This window comes from Klebsiella sp. 1SOBk10mer, from assembly GCF_046602535.1.
Lineage (GTDB): Bacteria > Pseudomonadota > Gammaproteobacteria > Enterobacterales > Enterobacteriaceae > Klebsiella > Klebsiella quasipneumoniae.
This window is the reverse complement of record NZ_JBKIUP010000009.1, coordinates 116,766-139,051: the sequence shown is the minus strand read 5'-3', so window position 1 is coordinate 139,051 and position 22,286 is coordinate 116,766. Positions and strand designations below refer to the sequence as shown.

20 protein-coding genes and 1 pseudogene are annotated in these 22,286 nt (G+C 60.6%); 8 read left to right on the top strand and 13 right to left on the bottom strand.

Annotated features, from left to right (window positions below):
* From ACLH1I_RS21125 to ACLH1I_RS21110, 4 genes and pseudogenes are all read right to left on the bottom strand, one after another.
* Positions 1-342, bottom strand: a pseudogene (locus tag ACLH1I_RS21125) (hypothetical protein); the annotation flags it as partial.
* A gap of 145 nt (positions 343-487) precedes the next feature.
* Complete coding sequence (locus tag ACLH1I_RS21120) at positions 488-790, bottom strand: PTS lactose/cellobiose transporter subunit IIA (RefSeq protein ID WP_004205145.1); 303 nt, start codon at positions 788-790, stop codon at positions 488-490.
* A gap of 98 nt (positions 791-888) precedes the next feature.
* Positions 889-2,211: a PTS sugar transporter subunit IIC gene (locus ACLH1I_RS21115; RefSeq protein WP_004205144.1), complete on the bottom strand. Its 1,323-nt coding sequence runs from the start codon at positions 2,209-2,211 to the stop codon at positions 889-891.
* An 11-nt stretch (positions 2,212-2,222) separates the two neighbouring features.
* Entirely contained in the window at positions 2,223-2,537 is a 315-nt protein-coding gene (locus ACLH1I_RS21110) for a PTS sugar transporter subunit IIB (protein WP_085846817.1), read from the bottom strand.
* On the opposite strand from ACLH1I_RS21110, the gene ACLH1I_RS21105 reads away from it, so the two are divergent.
* The 4 genes from ACLH1I_RS21105 (at position 2,530) to ACLH1I_RS21090 (ending at position 6,631) form a co-directional block, all read left to right on the top strand.
* A complete protein-coding gene (locus ACLH1I_RS21105; protein ID WP_123811952.1) occupies positions 2,530-2,847 on the top strand; it encodes a hypothetical protein in 318 nt (105 codons plus the stop codon). The two genes, ACLH1I_RS21110 and ACLH1I_RS21105, sit on opposite strands and share 8 nt — an antisense overlap.
* Entirely contained in the window at positions 2,831-3,772 is a 942-nt protein-coding gene (locus ACLH1I_RS21100) for a LacI family DNA-binding transcriptional regulator (protein WP_004205142.1), read from the top strand. The genes ACLH1I_RS21105 and ACLH1I_RS21100 overlap by 17 nt, the downstream gene beginning before the upstream one ends.
* A 212-nt stretch (positions 3,773-3,984) precedes the next feature.
* Positions 3,985-5,355, top strand: coding sequence for an MFS transporter (locus ACLH1I_RS21095; protein ID WP_198079988.1), 1,371 nt, complete (start codon positions 3,985-3,987; stop codon positions 5,353-5,355).
* Positions 5,356-5,368: 13 nt separating this feature from the next.
* On the top strand, positions 5,369-6,631 hold the full coding sequence (locus ACLH1I_RS21090; RefSeq protein WP_004205139.1) for a gallate dioxygenase: 1,263 nt from the start codon (positions 5,369-5,371) through the stop codon (positions 6,629-6,631).
* On the opposite strand, the gene ACLH1I_RS21085 is transcribed toward ACLH1I_RS21090, so the two are convergent.
* Positions 6,628-7,854: a LysR family transcriptional regulator gene (locus tag ACLH1I_RS21085; RefSeq protein WP_017900183.1), complete on the bottom strand. Its 1,227-nt coding sequence runs from the start codon at positions 7,852-7,854 to the stop codon at positions 6,628-6,630. The genes ACLH1I_RS21090 and ACLH1I_RS21085 overlap by 4 nt on opposite strands.
* 127 nt (positions 7,855-7,981) lie before the next feature.
* Between ACLH1I_RS21085 and galB the strand changes: the two genes are divergently transcribed.
* The 4 genes from galB to ACLH1I_RS21065 are packed head-to-tail and all read left to right on the top strand — an operon-like array spanning position 7,982 to position 11,388.
* On the top strand, positions 7,982-8,722 hold the full coding sequence (galB, locus tag ACLH1I_RS21080) for a 4-oxalmesaconate hydratase (protein ID WP_004205133.1): 741 nt from the start codon (positions 7,982-7,984) through the stop codon (positions 8,720-8,722).
* Entirely contained in the window at positions 8,719-9,432 is a 714-nt protein-coding gene (locus tag ACLH1I_RS21075; protein ID WP_017900182.1) for a 4-carboxy-4-hydroxy-2-oxoadipate aldolase/oxaloacetate decarboxylase, read from the top strand. The genes galB and ACLH1I_RS21075 overlap by 4 nt, the downstream gene beginning before the upstream one ends.
* A gap of 1 nt (position 9,433) precedes the next feature.
* Positions 9,434-10,519 carry a 4-oxalomesaconate tautomerase gene (locus ACLH1I_RS21070; protein ID WP_198079990.1) on the top strand — a complete coding sequence of 362 codons (1,086 nt, stop codon included), beginning with the start codon at positions 9,434-9,436 and terminating at the stop codon, positions 10,517-10,519.
* Between the two features lie 2 nt (positions 10,520-10,521).
* Positions 10,522-11,388: an NAD(P)-dependent oxidoreductase gene (locus ACLH1I_RS21065; RefSeq protein WP_023319368.1), complete on the top strand. Its 867-nt coding sequence runs from the start codon at positions 10,522-10,524 to the stop codon at positions 11,386-11,388.
* 3 nt (positions 11,389-11,391) lie between these two features.
* On the opposite strand, the gene ACLH1I_RS21060 is transcribed toward ACLH1I_RS21065, so the two are convergent.
* The 8 genes from ACLH1I_RS21060 to eefA form a co-directional block, all read right to left on the bottom strand.
* On the bottom strand, positions 11,392-11,682 hold the full coding sequence (locus ACLH1I_RS21060) for a YicS family protein (RefSeq protein WP_002923120.1): 291 nt from the start codon (positions 11,680-11,682) through the stop codon (positions 11,392-11,394).
* Positions 11,683-11,788: 106 nt separating this feature from the next.
* Positions 11,789-12,691 carry a DMT family transporter gene (locus tag ACLH1I_RS21055; protein ID WP_004205129.1) on the bottom strand — a complete coding sequence of 301 codons (903 nt, stop codon included), beginning with the start codon at positions 12,689-12,691 and terminating at the stop codon, positions 11,789-11,791.
* 151 nt (positions 12,692-12,842) lie between these two features.
* On the bottom strand, positions 12,843-14,273 hold the full coding sequence (gene murP, locus ACLH1I_RS21050) for a PTS N-acetylmuramic acid transporter subunit IIBC (RefSeq protein WP_064178598.1): 1,431 nt from the start codon (positions 14,271-14,273) through the stop codon (positions 12,843-12,845).
* A gap of 24 nt (positions 14,274-14,297) precedes the next feature.
* On the bottom strand, positions 14,298-15,200 hold the full coding sequence (gene murQ / locus ACLH1I_RS21045; RefSeq protein WP_198079992.1) for an N-acetylmuramic acid 6-phosphate etherase: 903 nt from the start codon (positions 15,198-15,200) through the stop codon (positions 14,298-14,300).
* 162 nt (positions 15,201-15,362) lie between these two features.
* On the bottom strand, positions 15,363-16,526 hold the full coding sequence (locus tag ACLH1I_RS21040; RefSeq protein WP_004205126.1) for a multidrug effflux MFS transporter: 1,164 nt from the start codon (positions 16,524-16,526) through the stop codon (positions 15,363-15,365).
* A gap of 45 nt (positions 16,527-16,571) precedes the next feature.
* Positions 16,572-17,936 (bottom strand): multidrug efflux RND transporter outer membrane subunit EefC, encoded by a 1,365-nt coding sequence (gene eefC, locus ACLH1I_RS21035; protein WP_004205125.1) that lies wholly within the window; start codon positions 17,934-17,936, stop codon positions 16,572-16,574.
* Between the two features lie 3 nt (positions 17,937-17,939).
* A complete protein-coding gene (eefB, locus tag ACLH1I_RS21030; RefSeq protein ID WP_049116200.1) occupies positions 17,940-21,047 on the bottom strand; it encodes a multidrug efflux RND transporter permease subunit EefB in 3,108 nt (1,035 codons plus the stop codon).
* Positions 21,047-22,171, bottom strand: a complete 1,125-nt coding sequence (eefA, locus tag ACLH1I_RS21025; protein ID WP_017900176.1) for a multidrug efflux RND transporter periplasmic adaptor subunit EefA — start codon at positions 22,169-22,171, stop codon at positions 21,047-21,049. Before eefA ends, eefB begins: the two co-directional genes overlap by 1 nt.
* Positions 22,172-22,286 lie beyond the last annotated feature (115 nt).

Sequence of the window (22,286 nt, the reverse complement as noted above, 5' to 3'; positions counted from 1 at the left end):
GCGGCCGATCGCCGAGGCGCCGTTATAGGAGCCGTCGACGCCGACATATTTCTGGTCGCCGGTCTGGAAGTGGGCGCCATAGCGGGCGTAGCCGCTGAACTTGAGGCCGAATGGAATGGCCATATCCGGCGAGGCGGCGGTGGTCTGCGGGTTGGTGATCACGTCGACCTTTTTGTCGGCCGCGGCGTCGATTTTCGCCTGGCGTTCGGCCAGCGCTTTATCAACGGCTTTGGCGACGATGGCGTCGATCTGTTCCTGAGTAAATTCTTGCGCCATTACGGAAATTGGGCACAGCGCGGCGACAACCGCCATGGCTAAAGGCAGTTTTTTCACAGTATTCATGGTTATCTCGCTTTAATAATTAATATATTTCAGATAATAACCATCCCATTCTGGCTAAAATATATAGCCAAAATAAGCTGATTTGTTTTTTTAGGGTACAGCGACGCCGGAGAATAATATTCTCGCAGGCGTTATTCCATATTCATTAACGCTGGTACAGATGGATTAATTCTTCTGAGAACTCGCGGGCCAGCAGCGAATTCATCAGATGATCCTGGGCATGTACCATAATCAGCGTCATAGGCTGACGCGCTTCACCGGCATCCTGCTCGATGAGCTGGGTCTGCATCTGATGCGCCCGACGGGCGTAACCGTCGGCTTCATTTAACAGTAAACGCGCTTCGTCGATATTTCCGGTTCGGGCCGCATGTAGCGCTTCAAAACATAATGAGCGTGACTGTCCCGCATTAACGATAATTTCCATTACCGCATCTTCTAATTCAATCATGTGTATTCCTGAGGTCTTTATTATTTAATAATGCAGTGAAAGTCCTTTTTCTGCATTATTACGCTGCCATCATATTATCTCTCCGGGGCGGAGAGGAATTAGCTAACGGTTTCTGCCACCGGAACGCTATTTTTGGTTTTCTCAACTTCGGTTTTCATTAAGGAACGTTCATAGGCGCGCAGGAACGGCAGGTAAATCACCGCCGACATCACCATGCAGATAAGGCACATCACTACCGGGCTCAGCGTCCAGTTGGCCGCCCACGAGGCGCCAATCGGTGCCGGCGTGGTCCACGGAGTGAGGGACACCACCTGGCTCAGCCAGCCAAGACGCGTCGCGCCGTAAGCCAGCACCGCGTTGACCATCGGTACGCAGACGAAGGGGATAAACATCATCGGGTTCATGATGATCGGCGCCCCGAACAGGATCGGCTCATTGATATTAAAGAAGCTCGGCACGATGCCCATCTTGCCGATGGTGCGCAGATGCGTGGCCCGACTACGCAGCAGCAGGAAGGCCAGCGGTAGGGTTGAACCGACGCCGCCAATCAGCAGATAGTGATCCCAGAAGCCCTGCAGATAGACGTGCGGTAACACCGTGCCGGCCGCCAGCGCCGCCTGGTTTGCCGAGAGGTTAGCCATCCAGAACGGGTTCATAATACCGGTGACAATCAGCGAGCCGTGGATCCCAGCGAACCAGAAAATCTGGCACATCAGGACGGAGAGCAAAATAGCCGGCAGCGAGTCGGAGGCGGAAACCAGCGGCTCCAGCAGATGCATGATCGCCTGCGGCAGGATCATCCCGGTCTGCGCTTCGATAAACAGGTTCAGCGGATGCAAAGTACCAATCACCACCAGCACCGGGATAAGGATTTCAAACGAACGAGCGACGCCGGTCGGTACCTCTTTAGGCAGTCGAATGGTGATGTTGTTTTGCTTCAGCCACGCGTAGACGCGGGTGGAGTAGATGGCGGTGATGAGGGCGGTAAAAATGCCCTGTCCGGACAGATACTGAGTGGAAATTTTTCCATCGGCATAGGGCGCGGCGACCAGCAGGAAGGCCATAAACGCCAGCAGACCGGACATCACCGGATCCAGCTGAAACTGACGACCGAGGCTGGCGCCAATGCCGACCGAGATAAAGAAGGTCATTACGCCCATGCTGAGGTTAAACGGCAGCATCAGCTGTTCGCGGTAGTGCTGGGAGAAATCGAGCCAGCCGCGGGCAAAGCCGTTGGTGGTCTCGGGTGAAAACGGCGGAAAGATAAATACCAGCATGAAAGAGCCGATGATCATAAACGGCAATGCGGCAGTGAAGCCATCGCGGATAGCGATAACATATTTCTGCTGCCCAAGGCGTCCTGCCAGCGGAGTAATAGATTGCTCGATCACGGCAATCATGGACTGATACAGAGAACTCATTTCAACACCTCTCAGTGCGCCGCTGGGATCAGCGACAGAGCATAATTCAGGACGTTGTCTCCCCGCTGCATACCGTAGTCCATCGTATCGATGGGCTGAACGGGAATGTTCAGGGAAGCCGCTTTGTCAGACAGGGTTTTCAACATGTATTTCACCTGGGGGCCTAGCAACACCACCTGATACTGCGGAAACTGGATGTCAAATTCGGAAACGCCATAGGCATCAATCTGCACCGGCAGATCACGTTCTTTCGCCGCCTCCACCATCTTTCTGACCAGCAGACTGGTGGACATTCCGGCTGAGCAACACAGCATAATCTTGTACATCGACGACCATCCTCAAAATGTAAAAAGTTATTGCGTGGATGATTTGATATCAGACGGAAACCGGTTTCCATTTATAAAAAGCAGAACTGTGATAGTGGTCAAGATCTCCTGCTTATGGGGCGGATTTATTGGATTTGGCTCACATTATTCTGTCGATTTGGCGATGTTTTGCGCTGAAATGGAAAATCGGTTTCCAAACAAATGGCGAAATGGATATACTGCGCTGGTCATAATTGAAGCGATTCAGGTTTACAGGATTTTGGCGGGACGCGGCGCCCGCGCAGGGGAAAATGATGTCGACAATCAATGATGTTTCACGACTTGCCGGGGTTTCCAAAGCCACGGTGTCGCGAGTGTTGAGCGGCTCACGTGGCGTGAAGGAAGCCAGTCGTCAGGCGGTGCTGCAGGCGGCGGAAGCGCTCAATTACCGGCCAAACATGATAGCCCAGTCGTTGCTTAGCCAGTCCACCGGCTGCATCGGCGTCATCTGCGCCCAGGACAATATCAATCAAACCACCAGCTATCTCTACGCCCTGGAAAAACAGCTCAGCCAGCACCAGAAGCACCTGCTGCTACGCTTCGCCAACACCAGCAGCGGCGTGATGAACTCGCTGGAGGAGTTAACCTGCGGGCTGTGCGATAACGTGCTGATCATCGGCGCGCGTTTTCCTCTGAATATTAACCGCCCGGACGTGGTGTTGGTGGACTGCCTCGACAGCGAGGGCGAAAACAGCATTCAGTTCGATCACGCCTTCGCCGCCGAAACCGCCTGCCACTATCTGATAAGCCAGGGCAGAAGGCAGATTGCGCTGATCCATCCGCAGAGCAGCGGCTTTGCCGATCAGGTGCTGCTGGGCTACAAGCACGCGCTGGAAAAAAACTTTTTGCCGTTTAATCGCAATCTGGTGTTTCTGGATAACACCTCGCCGTCGGTGGCGGTGCAGGAGCTGGTCAATAACGCCACGACGCTGAACTTTAACGCGCTGCTGGTGAGCGATGAGCTGCAGGCGCAGCGCGTGGTGCCGCAGCTGCAGGCGTTTAACCGCGCCGTTCCGCAAAATGTGATGGTGTTTAGCCTCGCCGGATCGTTACAGCTGCCCGGAATCCCGACTATCCCGGCGATTGAATATTCCATGGACGCGATGGCGTCGCGGATCGTCAACTGGCTGACCGAGAAAACGGACAACCCGGGCGGCAGCCCGCTGCGCGGCGATTTAATTATTCCAAAGCACTGATCGTCGCTCTTGCCCTGACCCGCCGCCGTTGGCTGCGGGTTTTTTAATGGCTGTTTTTTGTCGTATCCCTCACATTATAAATAAAACTCATATCTGTCGCCGGGTTTTCGAACCGGACAGCCTGCGTGACCTGCCTTAAGTTGAGTACGAAAGTTCCACTCAAAAAAACACTAACCAGAACATTCGTACCGCCTGCTTGAGGAAGTCACCCTATGAATCACATGAACGTTGTCGATGTGAAAGCGTGGATAGATGCCCGCCCGGTCTCGCGCTTTCAATGGAACGTGCTGCTGCTCTGTTTCATCATCATTATGCTGGATGGGTATGACGCTGCGGTGATGGGCTTTGTCGCCCCGGCGCTCATCGAGGACTGGGGCATCAGCCGGGCTGAAATGGGGCCGATTCTTGGGGCGGCTATGTTCGGCGTCGCCATTGGCGCGCTGGTGGCGGGCCCGCTTTCTGACCGCTACGGCCGAAAACGCATTTTACTCTGGTCGGTGGCGCTGTTTGCGCTGTTCAGCCTGGCCGGCGCCGTGGCGCAAAGCCCGTCGCAGCTGGCGCTGCTGCGCTTTCTCACCGGCCTCGGACTTGGCGCCGTGATGCCCAATTGCGTCACGCTGGTGGCGGAATATATGCCGGAGCGGCGTAAAGGGGTGATGATCACCCTGATGTACAGCGGATTCAACGTGGGTTCCGGCCTCGGCGGCTTTATCGCTGCCGGGTTGTTATCGCATTACAGCTGGCACTCGGCGCTGATTTTTGGCGGCGTGCTGCCGCTCGTGGTGCTTCCCTTTATGATCGTGATGTTGCCGGAGTCGGCGATGAGCATGGTGGCGCGCCGACTACCGGGCGAGCAGATCGCCAGGGCGCTTAACCGGCTTGGAGGCCAGTTTACGGCTGACACCGTCTTCCAGCTGAATGCGCCGCCCATCACGCGGAGCAGTAAAGTGGCGCAGCTGTTTCGGCATGGCTATGCCCGCGGCACGATAGCGCTGTGGCTGACCTATTTTATGGGGCTGTTCGTGATATATCTGCTGAACGGCTGGCTGCCAACCATTCTCCGCTCCGGCGGGCTGTCGCTGCAGCAGGCGGCGATGATGACCGGCTTGTTCCAGCTCGGCGGCCCGCTGGGCGGGATCCTTGTCGGTATGCTGATGGATCGTGCTTCGGCGAAAGCGGTGATTGCGGCAACCTATTTCCTTGGCTGCCTGTGCCTGTTGTCCCAGAGGTTGATGGATTTCGGATCGGCGGCGCTGTCGGTGCTGATTTTTATCAGCGGGATGTGCATTAACGGCGCGCAGAACGGTCTGCAGGCCTATTCGCCAGCCTATTATCAAACCGAGATCCGTGCTACCGGCGTCAGCTGGATGCATGGTATCGGCCGTACCGGGGCTATTCTCAGCTCCACGCTGGGCGGGATGCTGATGCTGGCCGTGCCGGGACACTCGTCGATCTTTTTGGTGCTTGCGCTGCCGGCCTGCCTGGCGGGGACCTGTATTTTGTTGCACCGTATGAATCACGCTAAGCCTCGACTCACAGAGGCAGAACTGGACGCTTTGTCATCCCCCCTGGAACACCGATAAGTGGAGTTATCTGATGGCTAACATTCTCGGCGGTATCGCCGTCTCTCATACCCCGACTATCGGCTTCGCGGTCGATCATCATAAACAGCAGGACCCGGCATGGTCGCCGATCTTCCAGAGCTTCGAACCGCTGCAGCGCTGGCTGGAGGAGAAAAAACCGGATGCGCTGGTGTACATCTTTAATGACCATGTGACCGCCTTTTTCTTCGATCACTATTCGACATTTACGCTGGGAATCGATAGTCAATATGACGTTGCCGATGAAGGCGGCGGACCACGCTGTCTGCCGCCGGTCCAGGGCAATGCGGCGCTCTCAAGGCACATTGGCGCCAGCCTGATGGCCGATGAGTTTGATATGTCGTTCTTTATGGATAAAAAGCTCGACCACGGCCTTTTCTCGCCGCTTTCGGCGCTGTTGCCCTGGGATGAAGCGCAGGGGTGGCCGACGGCGGTAATCCCGTTACAGATCGGCGTGCTGCAATTTCCGGTACCGAGCGCGCGCCGTTGTTACCGACTCGGCCAGGCGCTGCGCCGGGCAATTGAAAGCTTCCCGGAAGATATCAATGTGGCGATTGTCGCGACCGGCGGGCTCTCGCATCAGGTTCATGGCGAGCGCTGCGGATTTAATAATCCCGACTGGGATGCCCAGTTTGTTGACATGCTGGTTAATGACCCGGAAAAGCTTACCGAAATGACCCTTGGCGAATATGCCGAGCTGGGGGGAATGGAAGGGTCTGAGGTGATCATGTGGCTGGTGATGCGCGGCGCGCTATCAGCCAATGTCACCGAAACCTGGCGCGACTATTACCTGCCGTCGATGACCGGTATCGCTACGCTGATCCTTGAGAACAATGCGCGCCTGCCCCCCGTCGATACCCTGACGCGCCATCGCCAGCATATGGCGCAGCAGCTGGCCGGGGTGGAGAAACTGCCGGGAACCTATCCTTTTACCCACGAGCGCAGCCTGAATGGCTTGCGGCTTAACCGTTTCCTGCATCGGCTGATTGAGCCTGCCTGGCGCGAACGTTTTCTGCAGTCGCCTCAGTCGCTTTATGCCGAAGCCGGACTGAGTGAGGAGGAACAGCAGTTGCTCAACGCACGCGACTGGCGGGGATTGATTCAGTATGGCGCCAGTTTCTTCCTGCTGGAGAAAATGGGCGCGGTGGTCGGCGTATCCAACCTGCATATTTACGCCGCGATGCGCGGGCAGACGCTGGAGGCGTTTCAGCAAACGCGCAACCAACAGGTAACCTATTCGGTGGCGGGTAAACGTTAAACAGTCCCGTCCTGAACCTGCTGATAAATAAAACGCAACAGCGCCTGCGTCGCCGGGGAGGGTAGGCTGCCGGCGCGAAACGTCAGCCCGATACGCCGGGTGGTATCGGGCAGGGGGACCGGCAACACGCTGAGCAACCCATTGTCAGTTTCAAAACGCATCTGGCTGGCGGAAACCGCCGCCAGCATGTCGGAGTCCTGCAGCAATCCTCGCACCATCGCCGCATCCCCGGTCTCCACCGTCGGCTGGGGCAGCGGCAGCCCCAGGGTGACAAACGCCTTATCCAGCAAATGGCGCGCCGGCGCGTTGGCGCGCGGCAGCACCCATTGCGCTGTCGCCAGCTGGCTGCGCGGATCCGGATGGCGCAGCAGCGGGTGGTTATTACGCAGTAAAATCAGCATATCCTCTTCGAATAACGCCTCGCTACAGAGGTCCGGGAGATCTTCATCCTGACGCAGGGCGCCGATAATAAAATCGATATTACCTGCGCGCATATCGGCGACCAGCGACTCATACGGGCTTTCATTGGTCATGAGGGTAATGCCCGGGTGCTGGGCCAGAAAGGCGGCGATGGCGGAGGGCAGTAGCCGGGTGCGACTCAGCGGCAGGGCGCCAATGCGCACGGTGCCCTCCAGCACCCCGCGACGGGCGGCGAGATCGCTCCAGATGTTTTCCAGCTCGTTGAGCGCTCTGCTCACCGGGGGATAGAGCAGTTCTGCGGCAGGCGTGGGACGCACCCCTTCTGGCGTTCGGCGAAACAGCGCCGAATCCGCCCCTTTCTCCAGGACTTTCAGCGCGGCGCTGACCGCCGGCTGGGTGATCCCCAACTGTTGCGCGACGGTTTGGGTATGGTTGACGTGATAGAGCTGAATAAAAATGGCTAACCGGCGGGTATTGAACAGCCAACCGGCGTCCGCCAGCGGGCCGCTGGTGCGGGTATGGTGCTTCTGCAACAGCGCCGGGATGGCCTGCAGGTCGTCAATCGCCCGCCGGGCGCGCGGCAGGATGCACTTGCCATACTCGGTGGGCACCATGCCGCTGTAATGGCGTTCGAACAGCGTGACGTTCAACGCGGCTTCAAGGTCGCGGATAGCCCGGGTTATCGCTGACTGCGTGCGGAATAAGTCATCGGCAGCACGCGAGACGCTTCCGCGCAGCGCGACCTGACAAAAAAAGCGCAGCTGCATGATATTTATGATTTTATCGTGCTTTCTCTTCAGCATTATTCGTCAGGCCTGAAATAGTGAGTGAGTCGACAACATAAATAAAAATCATAGCCTTCGCAAGTTAACGAATTACCTTCCAGCGGCGGGACATGACAAGCTGAAAAAAACAACAGAGGAAGCCATCATGTCTCATCCGGTTAGCGAAAAAAGTGCCCTTGTCGTCAGCGCCCACTCGGCCGATTTCGTCTGGCGCGCGGGCGGTGCGATAGCCCTGCATGCCCTGCAGGGCTATCAGGTCCATGTGGTCTGTTTGTCCTTTGGCGAGCGCGGCGAGTCCGCCAAACTGTGGCGTAAAGGCAACATGACCGAGGAGGCGGTGAAGCAAGTCCGTCGCGAAGAGGCGCAGGCCGCCGCCGAGATCCTGGGCGCCAGCGTCGAATTCTTTGATATCGGCGACTATCCGCTGCGCGCCGATAAAGAGACGCTGTTTCGTCTGGCGGATGTGTATCGCCGTATCCAGCCCCACTTTGTTCTGACGCACTCGCTGCAGGATCCCTATAACTACGATCACCCGCTGGCCTCCCACCTGGCTCAGGAGGCTCGGATTATCGCTCAGGCAGAAGGCTATCGCCCCGGCGAGAAAATTGTCGCTGCTCCCCCGGTTTACTGTTTCGAACCGCACCAGCCGGAGCAGTGCAACTGGAAGCCTGATGTGCTGCTGGACATCACCACTGTCTGGGAGAAAAAGTATCAGGCCATTCAGTGTATGCAGGGCCAGGAGCATTTGTGGGAGTACTACACCCGCGTGGCGCTGCAGCGCGGAGTGCAGGCCAAACGCAACATCGGCATCACGGCCGCGCGCGATATCGTTCACGGCGAAGCCTTCCAGAGCATCTTCCCCCGCGTAACGGAGAACCTGGCATGAAGCTGTTAAATAAAAAAGGCCTTGTGATCCGCCATCTGCCGCGCCATGACGAGGCGGTTTTGCGCCGCTGTGAGGCGGCCGGGGTGGCGACGCTCCATGAAGCCTGGGCACGCCAGGGGCTGATGGGACCGGCAATCCGTCCGATTCAGCAGGGCGTCAGCCGGGCGGGCAACGCGGTCACGGTACTGGTGACGCCAGGCGACAACTGGATGTTTCATGTCGCGGTCGAGCAGTGCCGCGCCGGCGATATTCTGGTGGTGGCCCCGACGTCGCCGTGCGGCGATGGCTTCTTCGGCGATCTGCTGGCGACGTCTCTCCAATCGCGCGGTGTGGTCGGTCTGGTGGGCGATATCGGCATTCGCGATTCGCAAACGTTGCGGGAGATGGGATTCGCCGTCTGGTCCCGTCAGGTTTATGCCCAGGGAACGGTGAAAGAGAGCCTCGGCTCGGTTAACGTCCCGGTGATTTGCGCAGGCCAGCTTGTGCAGCCGGGCGATGTCGTGGTGGCCGACGACGATGGCGTCGTGGTGCTGCCTCACGCCCAGGTGCGTGATGTGCTCGATAAAGCGGAAGCACGCATGAGCAATGAGCTTGCGAAGCGTGAGCGGATGCGCCATGGCGAGCTGGGGCTGGATATTTACGCGATGCGCCAGCGTCTGGCGGAAAAGGGGCTGCGGTATTACGACAGCGCAGATGAGGTGGAGGAGTAAGATGGCGCAACCCGGAATTCCCTGTCTATGGATGCGCGGCGGCACCTCGAAGGCGGCCTGTTTTCTGGCTGACGATCTGCCTGCCGATCCGGTGCAACGTGATGCGGTGCTGCTGGCGGTGATGGGCTCGCCTGATCCCCGGCAAATTGACGGGATCGGCGGCGCCGATCCGCTGACCAGTAAAGTGGCGATTATCCGCCGCTCCGCACGGCCTGACGCCGATGTGGACTATCTGTTTGCCCAGGTGAACGTGACGGGGGCCTCTGTGGACTACGGCCAAAACTGCGGCAATATTCTTGCCGCCGTTGGCCCTTTCGCCATCGAGCGTGGGCTGATTCGCCACGATGCGCCGCTCACTCGCGTGCGTATTTATATGGAGAACACGGGGCAACTGGCGGTGGCAGAGATCCCCTGCGATGCCGACGGGGTCGACTACGTCGGCGAGAGTCGTATCGATGGCGTGCCGGGCAGCGCCAGCCCGATCCTGCTCCATTTTCTTGATGTCGCCGGCTCCAGCTGCGGGGCCCTGCTGCCGACCGGCCGGGTTCGTGATCGTTTTGACGGCGTCGAGGTGACCTGCATCGATAACGGAATGCCGGTGATCCTGCTGCGCGCGTGCGACCTCGGTTGCACCGGCTATGAGACGCGCGAACAGCTGGATAATGACGACGCGCTTAAACGTCGCCTGGAGTCGATTCGCCTGCAGGCCGGGCCGCTGATGCAGCTTGGCGACGTCAGCCAGCGCACGGTGCCCAAGATGACCCTGATCGCCGAGCCGCGACACGGCGGCGCTATCAGCAGCCGCACCTTTATCCCGCACCGCTGCCACGCGTCGATCGGCGTATTTGGCGCGGTGAGCGTGGCCAGCGCCTGTCTGCTTCCTGGATCCGTCGCGCAGGGCATGGCGCAGGTCGCGCCAGGCGCTACGCCGCTGCTCAGCGTTGAGCATCCGACAGGCGAATTTAGCGTGACGCTTCAGCTTGACGCAGACGGCGCCCTGACAGGCTGCGGCCTGTTACGCACGGCGCGACTGCTGTTTGCTGGCGAAGTTTTTATTCCGGCCCGCGTCTGGCCGCGTGAGGAGTAATGATGACGACAATCGCGTTTATTGGTTTTGGCGAGGCGGGTGGCATTCTGGCGGCAGATCTGGCCCGTGAGCATGCGGTGACCATATGGGATTGCAAGCTCAATGGCCCGGAGCGAGAGGCAATGGTCAGGAAAGCCGGTGATTCGCGCGTTCAGGCGGGGAGTTCGCTGGCGCAGGCGCTGGAGAGCGCCGCGCTGATTTTTTCTACTGTGACCGCCGGTGAGGCGCTAAAGGTCGCGCAGCAGGCCGCCGCGCTGCTGCAGCCGGGGCAATATTTCCTCGATCTCAACTCCGTGGCGCCGGAAACGAAACGGCAGGCAGCTGAACATTTTCTGCCCGGCGCCTACATTGATGTCGCGGTGATGGCGCCGGTGCCGCCGGCTCGATTGCAGACACCGTTATTGATCGGCGGGCCGCAGGCGGAGGCGATCGCGCCGCGTCTGCAGGGGCTGGGGCTGAATGCCCGCTATGGCGCCAGTACGGTGGGCCAGGTGTCGGCGATAAAAATGTGCCGTAGCGTGATGATCAAAGGTCTTGAAGCGCTCACCACAGAATGCCTGTTCGCGGCCCGTGAATATGGCGTCGAGGAGGAGGTGCTTAGCTCCTTGCATCATAGTTTCCCGTCTCTGGGCTGGACAGGCGCGTTTCCCGACTATCTGATCAGCCGGGTGGCGGAACATGGCGTTCGGCGCAGCGAAGAGATGGAAGAGGTGGTAAAAACCCTGCGTGATGTGGGGAGCGCCGGGATAATGAGCGAGGCGATCGCGAAAAGCCAGCGCCAGCTTCCGGAGCAGATGGCCGCCCGTAGCCTTAGCTACAGGCAGCTGACGCCGTTTGACTGGAAAACGCTGGTCGCCAGGCTGAAATAACCGCTATTTGGCCGGACAGACGATTTTGTCGATTGCGGCCTGGTAGCTTTTTTGGTTATTGCGCTCTTTCGCCAGCGTCGCTTCGCGGACCGCGTTCTTGTTGCCGTCGGTCGCCAGCACTTTATTGGCAAAATCGTTGTCGCTGAGGTGGCTTGCTGGCGCGCATTTTTCCTTCACCGCTTTGAGCACCTGCTGCTTTTGCTGCTCGAACTGCAGGCTTTGCAGCGGTGATTCGGCCCACGCCGACGTGGCGCTCAGGGCGGTGACCAGGCATACCATCCAACATGCTTTCATCAGGCTTCTCCTTCCGTAATCGCTTCCGTCAACTATATGCGCAGGTGGGAAAACACGCAAATAGCGGTTAATTTAACTTATTGAAAAGGCGTTTGTTATCATCGCCTCAGGCGGCTCTCACCCGCCGCCGCGAGTCGATAGCGATCAGCACCACCGACGCCAGGATCAGCAGAGTGCCCAGCCAGTCCGGCAGCGTGAAGGTGATCCCCAGCAGCAGGAGCGACAGCAGGGCGCTGCTCAGCGGTTCGGCGCAGCTGAGGATCCCCGCTTTGGCGCCGCCAATCTTCTGCGCGCCGTTAAGATAAAGGCTGAATGTCAGCGAAGTACCGATCACCACCAGGTAGAAAAAAGCTAACAGCAGGCTGCCGTTCACCACAAAATCGGTGCCCTGGCCGCCGTAAAACGGCAGCAGCATCGCACCGCCGAACAACATACTCCAGCCGACGATCGGCAGCGTCCCGTAGCGGGCAATTAGCGTCGAGGGATAGGTGGTATAAAACGCGGCGGCAAACGCCGAGGCGATCCCCCAGAACAGCGCCGCCGGCGAAATCGACAGCGTCGTCGGGTTGCCGTGGGTTACCAGCAGAAAGGTGCCCGCCAGCGAGGTGCAGATAGCCCCCAGCACCAACGGAGTGGGGCGCGCTTTGCGGGCGAGGGCGAACCAGGCGACGATGATCGTCGGGGACAGGAACTGCAGCACTGTGGCCGTGGCGGCATTCGATTTTTCAATGGTCATCAGAAAGGTGAACTGCACGGTTAACGCGCCAAACAGCGAGAAAAACAGCAGGCTGACGGCGTCGCGGCGGTTTTGCAGCACGCGGAAAATGCGGTCGCCGTGAACAAAGCCGAGCATCAGCAGGATCAGCCCGGCGAACAGCAGACGCGTCATGGTCAGAAACGGCGACGACATCTGGCTTTCCTGCATAATAAACTGCGCGCATACCCCGGAACTGCCCCACAGCACGGCGGCAATCAGTACGTTCAGCATCCCTTTTTTGCTGGAGCCCATCTTTTCCTCTGGTGAAATGTGACAAAGGGGAATCATAACATGCGCCCGCCCGGGCGGCGGGGCAGGAAATGGTAGTTGGCCGCGCCGGGGTAACGATTTTGCAGGCCCGGGAAGGCGAAGTCGCCGCCGGGCATGACCCGACAATCGCGTTCTAGCTTAAATCGACATTTTTACTGCCGAACAGCCAGGTGAGCACAAAGCCGCACAGGTAGGAGACCGCCAGTCCGCCGGCGTAAACCGCCATCCCGGCGTAAATCCCGCTGCCGGAGGTCATCAGCGGCAGCGCCACCAGCCCGGACGGACCGAACACGGTGTTCAGGCCGACCGGCAGCCCCAGCCAGGCGATCAGCCCGACGAAGAAGCCGCCGCAGGCGCCGCCGAGGCAGGCGGTAACAAACGGCTTCATCCGCGGCAAGGTGACGCCGTAGATCAGCGGCTCGCCAATCCCGAGGAAGCCCGGAATAATCGCCCCTTTAATCTGGGTTCGCAGCAGCGAATCGCGCTTCGCCCGCCAGAACAGCGCCAGCGCCGCCCCCACCTGCCCGGCCCCGGCCATCGCCAGGATCGGGAACAGCGAGTTAAAGCCCTGGGCATCCACCAGCGCAAAATAGACCGGGACAAACCCCTGATGGACGCCGAACATCACCGCCAGCAGGAACAGGCCGGCCAGCACCGCCGAGCCAAACGGGTTGCCGTTAAGATGCAGGAACAACCACGACATGCCGGTAAACAACCAGCCGCCAATCGGCATGATCACCGTAAAGGTCACCGCGCCCATGATCAGCAGCGTCACCGCCGAGGTGAGGATCATATCGAGGTTGGCCGGCATTACCCGCCGCACCTGGCGTTCAACCCACGCGCCAAGGATGGCGGCGATCAGTACGCCGATGATATTGCCGCGCGGATCGATGCCGTGGCCGAAGAAGGTGGAGATCCCGGCGTAGACGCCGCTGGTCGCCTCCGGGTTGTAGCCCAGCACGAACAGCGAGGCGATAATCGCGCCGTTTACCCCGGAGCCGCCGAACGCCTTCTGAGCGTTATAGCCAATCAGGATGCTCAGGAAGGTGAACATCCCTTTGCTGAAGACCTTCATATAGCCAATCAGCGCCACCAGGCTGGCGTTCGGATGGGCGTTCTCCAGCACGAAAACCTGTTCCGCCAGGGTGGCGAAGCCCAGCAGCAGCCCGACGGCGATAAAGCCGGGGATTAGCGGCGTAAAGATGGTGGCGAATTTGGCGAGAAACTTCTGTACCGCGCTGGTCTGCTTGCCCTTCAGCGCCTGTTTTCTCTCCGCCGCGACATCGGCCAGCGACGGCGCGGCGGGGGCCTCCTCCAGCAGGCCGTTCATCATCTCGGCGGCGGTTTGCGCTTTGCCGGGGCCGAGCACTACCTGGAACTGCTCGTCGCTGACGATCACCCCCATCACGCCGTCAATCTGGCGGATGGCGGTGGTGTCGGCCAGCCCTTCATCGCGCAGGGTCAAGCGCAGGCGCGTCATGCAGTTGCCCGCCTGCGCGACGTTTGCGGCGCCGCCCACGTGGCTGAGGATCCGCGCTATCATCTCTTTCGTTATTTTTGCCATTGCCCGTTACCTGTCTGTCGGCGCTCAGGCGTTGCTGAGCGCCTTGCGGATGTAGCCGTTGTTTTTCGCCAGCAGCGACTGCGCCTCTTCGGCGCTTAAGTCTGCCAGCACCATCACGATCGCCGTTTTACAGTGGCGGCCGCAGGCCTCCAGCGCATTCTGGGCGGTGGGGCGATCGCAGTCGGTCGCCTCCATCACGATGGAAACCTGGCGCTCAATCAGCTTGGCGTTGGTCGCTTCGACGTCGACCATCAGATTGCTGTAGACCTTGCCGACGCGGATCATCGCCCCCGTGGAGATCATGTTCAGCACCAGCTTCTGCGCAGTGCCGGCTTTCAGGCGGGTTGAGCCGGTCACCACCTCCGGGCCGACCACCGGAGTAATGGCGACGTCCGCCAGCTGGGCCATTTCGCCATGCGGGTTACAGCTGACGATGGCGACAAAGGCATTCTGGCGATGGACATACTCCATGGCGCCAATGACGTACGGCGTGCGTCCGCTGGCCGCCAGCCCCACCAGCACATCGCGGTGGCTGAAGTTCAGGTTCTGCAGATCCATCGCCCCCTGCGCTTTGTTGTCTTCCACGTTTTCCACGGCGCTGAGAATCGCTTTATGTCCGCCGGCGATGATCCCCACCACCTGCTCCGGGCGGGTGCCGAAGGTCGGTGGGCATTCGCTGGCATCGAGGATCCCCAGACGCCCTGAGGTGCCAGCACCGATATAAATCAAGCGGCCACCGGCCTGCAGCGCCGTCGCGACCTTATCCACCACCTCGGCAATCTGCGGCAGATAGGGCGTAATCGCCTGGGCCACCTGCTGGTCTTCCTGGTTTATCACCGTCAGCATCTCAAGGGTGGAAAGGGTGTCAATGTTGGCGCTGTTGGCGTTGCGTCGCTCGGTCAGCAGTTTGCTCAGGTCGATACTCATAGAAACCTCGTTATTCTCAGTCGTGCGCAGTATAAGGAATTATTTATTCCTTGCCTGTGAAGAGTATCACGATTAGTACGCGGAGAATAATACGAGAATGGTAGAGATGGCGGGAAATGGTGCGGTAATAAAGGTGGAATATTTTATTACCGCACCTGGCGTTTAGCGCGCGCTGCGCGACTGGCTGAGGCCCATTAGCAGCGCCAGCAGGTAGCAGATCGCCATCGCGAGGCTCATTTTCAGCATCGTTTCGCCACCGAGGCCCGCCAGCGGCGCGGCGATGCCGCCGAAGACAAACATCAGGGTGCCCATCAGCGCGGACGCGGTCCCGGACTGCGCGGCGTCAACGGCGCTCATCGCCTCCGCGCCGGCGACGGTGCTGATGCCGCTCATCAGCGACACGGTAAAGAACAGGCCGACCAGCGCCAGCACCGGCAGCTGCAGCCAGGCAAACAGCAGCATGATCGCCGCGCAGCTCACCGCCAGCGTCAGGCCGCCGCGCAGCAGGCTTTCGGCGCTGAAGCGGCGCGCCAGACGGGAAAAGATCATCGCCGCGATAATCAGCCCGATACCGTTCAGACCGAACAGCAGGCTGAACTGCATGGCGCTCATGCCGTATTCGCTCTGCATCACGAAGGAAGAGGAACCGATGTAGGAGAACAGTCCGGCCATCATAAAGGCCTGAATCAGGCAGAAGCGTAGAAAACGACGATTCTTTAGCACCGGCTGGCCGGGCCGCTGGCGGGTCGCATTGGTTGCCGCGGCCGGGCGCGTTTCCCGCAGGATAGTCAGGCTCATCACCAGCAGCGCGCCGCCAATGGCGGCCATCGTCCAGAAGAGAATTCGCCAGTCGAAGGCGGTGATCACGTAGCCGCCCAGCACCGGTGACAGAACCGGCGCAATGCCGTTCACCGTCATCAGCAGGGCGAAAAACTGGGTCAGCAGGGTGCCTTGGTATTTATCGCGGGCGATGGAGCGCGACAGCACCGAACCGCCGGCGCCGGCGAAGCCCTGTAAAAAACGCCAGACAATCAGCATGTTGATATCCCTTGTCAGGGCGCACATCGCCGAAGAGAAGATAAACAGCAGCAGGGACAGCGCCAGGGGTTTCAGGCGGCCAATGCGGTCGCTCAGCGGGCCGAAAAACAGCTGACCCAGGCCGAGGCCAATCAGCGCGGCGGTCAGCGACAGCTGGGTCTGGGTGCTGGTGGCCTGCAGTTGCTGAGTTATCTCCGGCAGCGCCGGCAGATAAAAATCCGTGCACAGCGGGCCGATGCCCGACAGCAGGCCGAGGATCAGCGCCCAGGAGAGGGAAACACGTGGCATAACGATTCCTTACAGAAGCCGGGCGCGGCCGCCCGGCGGGTGAAATTAACTGGCGCCGCCGCCCAGCGACTGCCAGAGGGTGATCCGGTTATTGAGGTCGGTCTGCTGCAGGGACAGCAGCGTCGTCTTCGCCGACCACAGCGTGCGCTGGGCCGTAAGCACCGACAGATAATCGCCGACCCCGGCCTGATAGCTCTTCATGGCGATATCCAGCGAGGTCTGCTCGGCGGCGACGTACTGCCGCTGGGCATCGAGCTCTTCGCTCAGCGTTTCCCGGCGGGCCAGCGCATCGGCAACGTCCTTAAAGGCGCTCTGAATCGATTTCTCGTAGGTGGCGATCAGCCCCTTTTTCTCCGCTTCCGCATAGCGCAACTGCGCCAGGTTGCTGCCGCCGGTGAACAGCGGCAGGCTGATTGAGGGGGCGAACGACCACACCTGCATCCCGTGGCTGAACAGTGACGACAGCGAGTCGCTGCCGACCCCGGCGCTGGCGGTCAGGGAAATCGACGGGAAGAAATTCGCCCGCGCCGCGCCGATATCGGCATTGGCGCTCTTCAGGTTGTGCTCCGCTTCCTGTATATCCGGCCGGCGCAGCAGCACCGACGACGACACCCCCGCCGGCACCAGGGCGATGCTGTTATCCCCCAGACTTTCGAGGGTGCCGGGCAGCAGGCTCTCCGGCACGGTTTCCCCCGCCAGCAGGTTAATGGCGTTTTTATCCTGCGCCACCAGCGTGCGGTAGCTGGCGACGCTGGCGCGCGCCTGCTGATAGACGCTTTCCGCCGAGCTTAAATCGCCGGCGGAGGCGGTGCCCACCGCCATCTGGCGGGCGACGATGTTGCGCGAGTTTGCTGCGCTGTCCATGGTCTGCTGCGCCAGCGCCAGATTGCTGTTATCCGTCGCCAGCGTCACCCAGGCGGTGGTCAAATCGGCAATCATCGTCAGTCGGGTATTCTGCGCGGTGAATTCGCTGGCAAGCCAGGTTTCGCGCGCCGCGCGCGACAGGCTCTGGTTCTTGCCAAACAGATCCAGCTCGAAGCTGGAGACCGCGCCGTCGGCCTGCGAAGTTGAGCTCAGGCCGCTGGCCACCGTTTTGCTGCGGGTATGGCTCAGCTCGGCATCGACAGTGGGAAACAGCGACGCCCGCGTCTCGCCGTACTGGGCGCGCGCGGCCTCGATATCGGCCAGCGCCTTTTGCACATCGCGGTTGCTGTTCAGCGCGATACTGACCACTTTTTTCAGCCGCGCGTCATTGACCACTTTCTGCCAGTCGCCGACCACCGCCGTCGATTCGCCGTGCGCCCCGGGCAGGGTGGCCGGCACCGGCGCGGCCGGGCGATCATAATGCGGGTCAAGCGAGACGCAGCCCGCGGTCAGGAGCGCGATAAACATAAAACTCAAACGAAACATACTTTACTCCTGAGAAGGACGTTGGCGAGTGAAGAAGCGTTTCACCAGCACGAAGAACAGCGGCACAAAGAACACCGCCAGCAGGGTGGCCGTCAGGGTGCCGCCGATGATGCCGGTGCCGATCGCCACGCGGCTGTTGGCCCCGGCGCCAGTGGCGACGGCCAGCGGCAGCACCCCGGCAATAAACGCCAGCGAGGTCATGACAATGGGGCGCAGACGGGTCTGCGCGGCGCGGATCGCCGCCCGGGAGAGCGAATAACCCTCATCCACGGCGGATTCAGCGAACTCGACGATCAGGATGGCGTTCTTCGACGACAGGCCGATGGTGGTCAGCAGCGCCACCTGGAAGTAAACGTCGTTGCTTAAGCCGCGCAGCGTCGCCGCCAGCGCCGCGCCGAGCAGGCCGAGCGGGATGACCATGATCACCGAGAACGGCACCGACCAGCTCTCATACAGCGCCGCCAGGCACAGGAACACCACCAGAATCGAAATGGCGTACAGGCTCATCGCCTGGCCGCTGGCCAGCTTTTCCTGCAGCGAAATGCCGCTCCACGCCCAGGTGGAGCCCGCCGGCAGGCTGTCGGCCAGCTTTTCCATCTTGTCCATCGCCGCGCCGGAGCTGAAGCCGGCGGCGTTTTCGCCCTGGATCTCAAAGGCGGCGGAGCCGTTGTAGCGCACCAGGCTTTCCGGGCCGTATTGCCAGTGGGTGGTGGCGAAGGCGGAGAACGGCGTCATGCTGTTATCGCTGCCGCGAACGAACCATTTGCCAAGGTCGGAGGGCACCGCGCGCGCGTCGCTCTCGCCCTGGATATAGACCTTCTTCACCCGGCCGCGATCGATAAAGTCATTCACGTAGGTGCCGCCCCAGGCGCTGGAGAGCGTATCGGTCACGTCGCTCAGCGACAGCCCCAGCGAGACCGCTTTGTTGTTATCGATATCCACCTGCAGCTGCGGCATCTGCGGCAGGTCGTTGGCGCGCACCGACTGCAGCTCGCCGCTCTGGTTGGCCGCCGCCAGTAGCTGACTGCGCAGCTTCATCAGGCTGTCGCGGTCGGTACCGCCGCTGGCCATCAGCTCGAAAGTGAAGCCGTTACTTTGCCCAAGGCCGTCCACCGATGGCGGCGTCATGGCGAACAGGGTGGCGTCGCGGATCGCCCCAAGTTCTTTGTTGGCGCGCAGGGCGATGGCCTGGGCGGTATTGTCGTCGCCTTTGCGCTGCGACCAGTTGTTCAGCGACACGAAGGCCATCCCGGCGTTCTGACCGCTGCCGCTAAAGCTGAAGCCGTCGACGGTGAAAATGACGTTGGTATTGGCTTTCTCTTTCGTCAGGAACCAGTTGGTTACCTGGCGGCGCACCTCGGCGGTGCGCACCGCGGTGGCCCCGGCGGGCAGGGTGTACTGGACCATGATCTCGCCCTGGTCCTCCACCGGCAGGAAGCTGCCCGGCAGTTTCCACATCGCCAGCGCCATCGCCCCGCAAATCAGGACGTAAGCGCCCATCATCACCGCGCCCCGGCGCAGGCCGCCGAGCACGCGGCGCTGGTAGCCCGCTTCCGTACGCCCCCACAGGCGGTTAAACGCGCCGAAGAACCCTTTGGTATGAGGCCTGGAGTGGCTGAGCAGCGCGCCGCACAGCGCCGGGGTGAGGGTCAGGGCCACCACCACCGACAGCATCATCGCTGAGATAATGGTCACCGAGAACTGGCGATAAATGACCCCGGTCGAGCCGCCGAAGAAGGCCATCGGCAGGAACACCGCCGACAGCACCAGGGCGATCGCCACCAGCGCGCCGGAGATTTCGCCCATCGATTTTTCGGTGGCTTCGCGAGCGGGCAGCCCTTCGTCGCGCATAATGCGCTCGACGTTCTCCACCACCACGATGGCGTCGTCCACCAGCAGGCCGATCGCCAGCACCATGGCGAACAGCGTCAGGGTGTTAATCGAGTAGCCGAACAGCGCCAGCACCCCGAAGGTGCCGAGCAGCACCACCGGCACCGCCACCGCCGGAATGAGCGTCGCGCGGAAATTCTGCAGGAACAGATACATCACACAGACCACGAGAACGATCGCTTCGAACAGGGTCTGAATCACGTCCTCGACCGAAATTTTAATAAACTCGGTGCTGTCCTTCGGATAGGCGATATCGTATCCCTGCGGCATCTGACGCTGGAATTCGGCGATCTTGCTTTTCACCAGGGTCGCGGTATCCAGCGCGTTGGCGCCGGGGGCCATCATCACCGCGATCCCGGCGGCCGGATGGCCGTTCAGATTGGCGGTAGCGGTGTAATCCTCGCTGCCCATCTCCACCCGCGCGACATCGCTCAGGCGCACCACCGAGCCGTCGGCCTGGCTTTTCACGATGATCGCTTTGAACTGATCGGGGGTTTGCAGCCGCGACTGCGCGCGCACGGTGGCGGTCAGCTGCTGGGCGCTGGACGACGGCAGGGCGCCGATTTTACCGGCGGAGATCTGCACGTTCTGCGCCTCAATCGCCGACTGGACGTCGGAAGGCATCAGCGAGTAGGAGGCGAGTTTGGTCGGGTCCATCCAGACGCGCATCGCGTATTCGGCGCCAAATACCTGCAGGCTGCCGACGCCCTCCACGCGCGCCAGCGGGTCCTGCAGGTTGCTGACCAGCCAGTCGGAGATATCGGAGCTGGTGGCGCGGTCGGTTTTGTCATACACCGCGAGGATCAGCAGGAAGCTGCTCTGCGATTTTTCCACCGTCACGCCGGACTGCTGGACTTCGCTCGGTAGCCGCGATTCCGCCTGCTGGACTTTGTTCTGCACCTGCACCTGGGCGGTGTCCGGGTCGGTCCCCTGCTCAAAGGTGACGGTGATGCTGACCGAGCCGTCGGAGCTGCTGGTAGAGCTGAAGTAGAGCAGATGGTCGAGGCCGGTAAGCTGCTGCTCGATGACTTGGGTGACGCTATTCTCCAGGGTTTCGGCAGAGGCGCCGGTATAGGTGGCGGAGATTTTCACCGCCGGCGGGGCGACGTCCGGATACTGGCCCACCGGTAGGGTGCGGATCGCCAGCACGCCGGCGAGCATAATCAGAATGGCGATCACCCAGGCAAAGACCGGGCGACGCACGAAGAAACGGGAGAACATCAGGCGTTGCCTCCGTTATTGTTGACGGCAACGGCCTTCACCGTCTGGCCAGGGGCCACTTTACCGGTGCCTTCGACGATCAGCTTGTCGCCCGCTTTCAGGCCGCTCAGCACCAGCCATTTATCGCCGTAGGTGTCGCCGGTTTCCACGGCGCGCTGCGCAACTTTGTTGTCGGCATCGACCACCAGCGCCGTGGCGTTGCCTTTGGCATCGCGGGTAATCCCCTGCTGCGGGGCGAGGATCGCGTCGTTCATGATGCCTTCATCGATGCGCGCGCGAACAAACATCCCCGGCAACAGGACGTGCTGCGGGTTGGGGAAGATAGCGCGCAGGGTTACCGAGCCGGTGGATTCATCGACGGCGACTTCGGTGAGCGCCAGACGCCCTTTTTCCGGATAGGTGCTGCCATCTTCCAGGGTTAACGTCACGCTGAGGGTGTCGCTGTTGCTGGCCAGGCTTTGTTTGCGTAAGCGCAGGAGATCGACGCTGGATCGCGTCAGATCGACATACATGGTGTCGAGCCCGCGGATCGTCGCCAGCGCGGTATCCTGATCGGCGGAGACCAGCGCCCCCGGCGTGACCGACGAGATGCCGATACGCCCGGCAATCGGCGCGGTGACGGTGGTCCAGTTCAGGTTGATGCGCGCGCTCTCCAGCGCCGCTTTCTTCGATTCCACGCTGGCCTTGTCCTGGGCGCAGGTGGAGGCGGCGTCGTCGGCATCCTGGCGGGAGACGCCGTTATCCCGGACCAGCGACGCGTAGCGCTGAGCCTTCTGGCAGTCGGAGACTACCAGCGCCTGGGCCTGTTTCAGCGCCGCCGCCGCTTCGTTCCAGGTCGCGCGATAGCTGGAGGGATCGATCTGGTAAAGGGCCTGCCCGGCCTTCACCATATCGCCTTCGGTAAACAGGCGCTTCTGGATGATGCCGCCCACCTGCGGGCGTACTTCGGCGCTGAGCGAGGCGGTGGTGCGGCCGGTGAGCTGGCTGACTACCGGAACCGGCTGGCTTTGCAGAGTGACCACGCCCACTTCCGGCGTGGGTTGCTGCGGGGCAGATGTCTGCGCATTATCGCATCCGCTAAGGAGAAATAATGCTGTCGCGATGGGAGCTATGATGTATTTCATTATATTTTCTCAAGATATAAGACGTCCGCCCCGTTTATTTAAAAACGAGGGAATAGGTTGGGCGCTGAGGCATTTTCGGCTAAGCGAAAATGACAAAAAAGGAACACAGATGTTC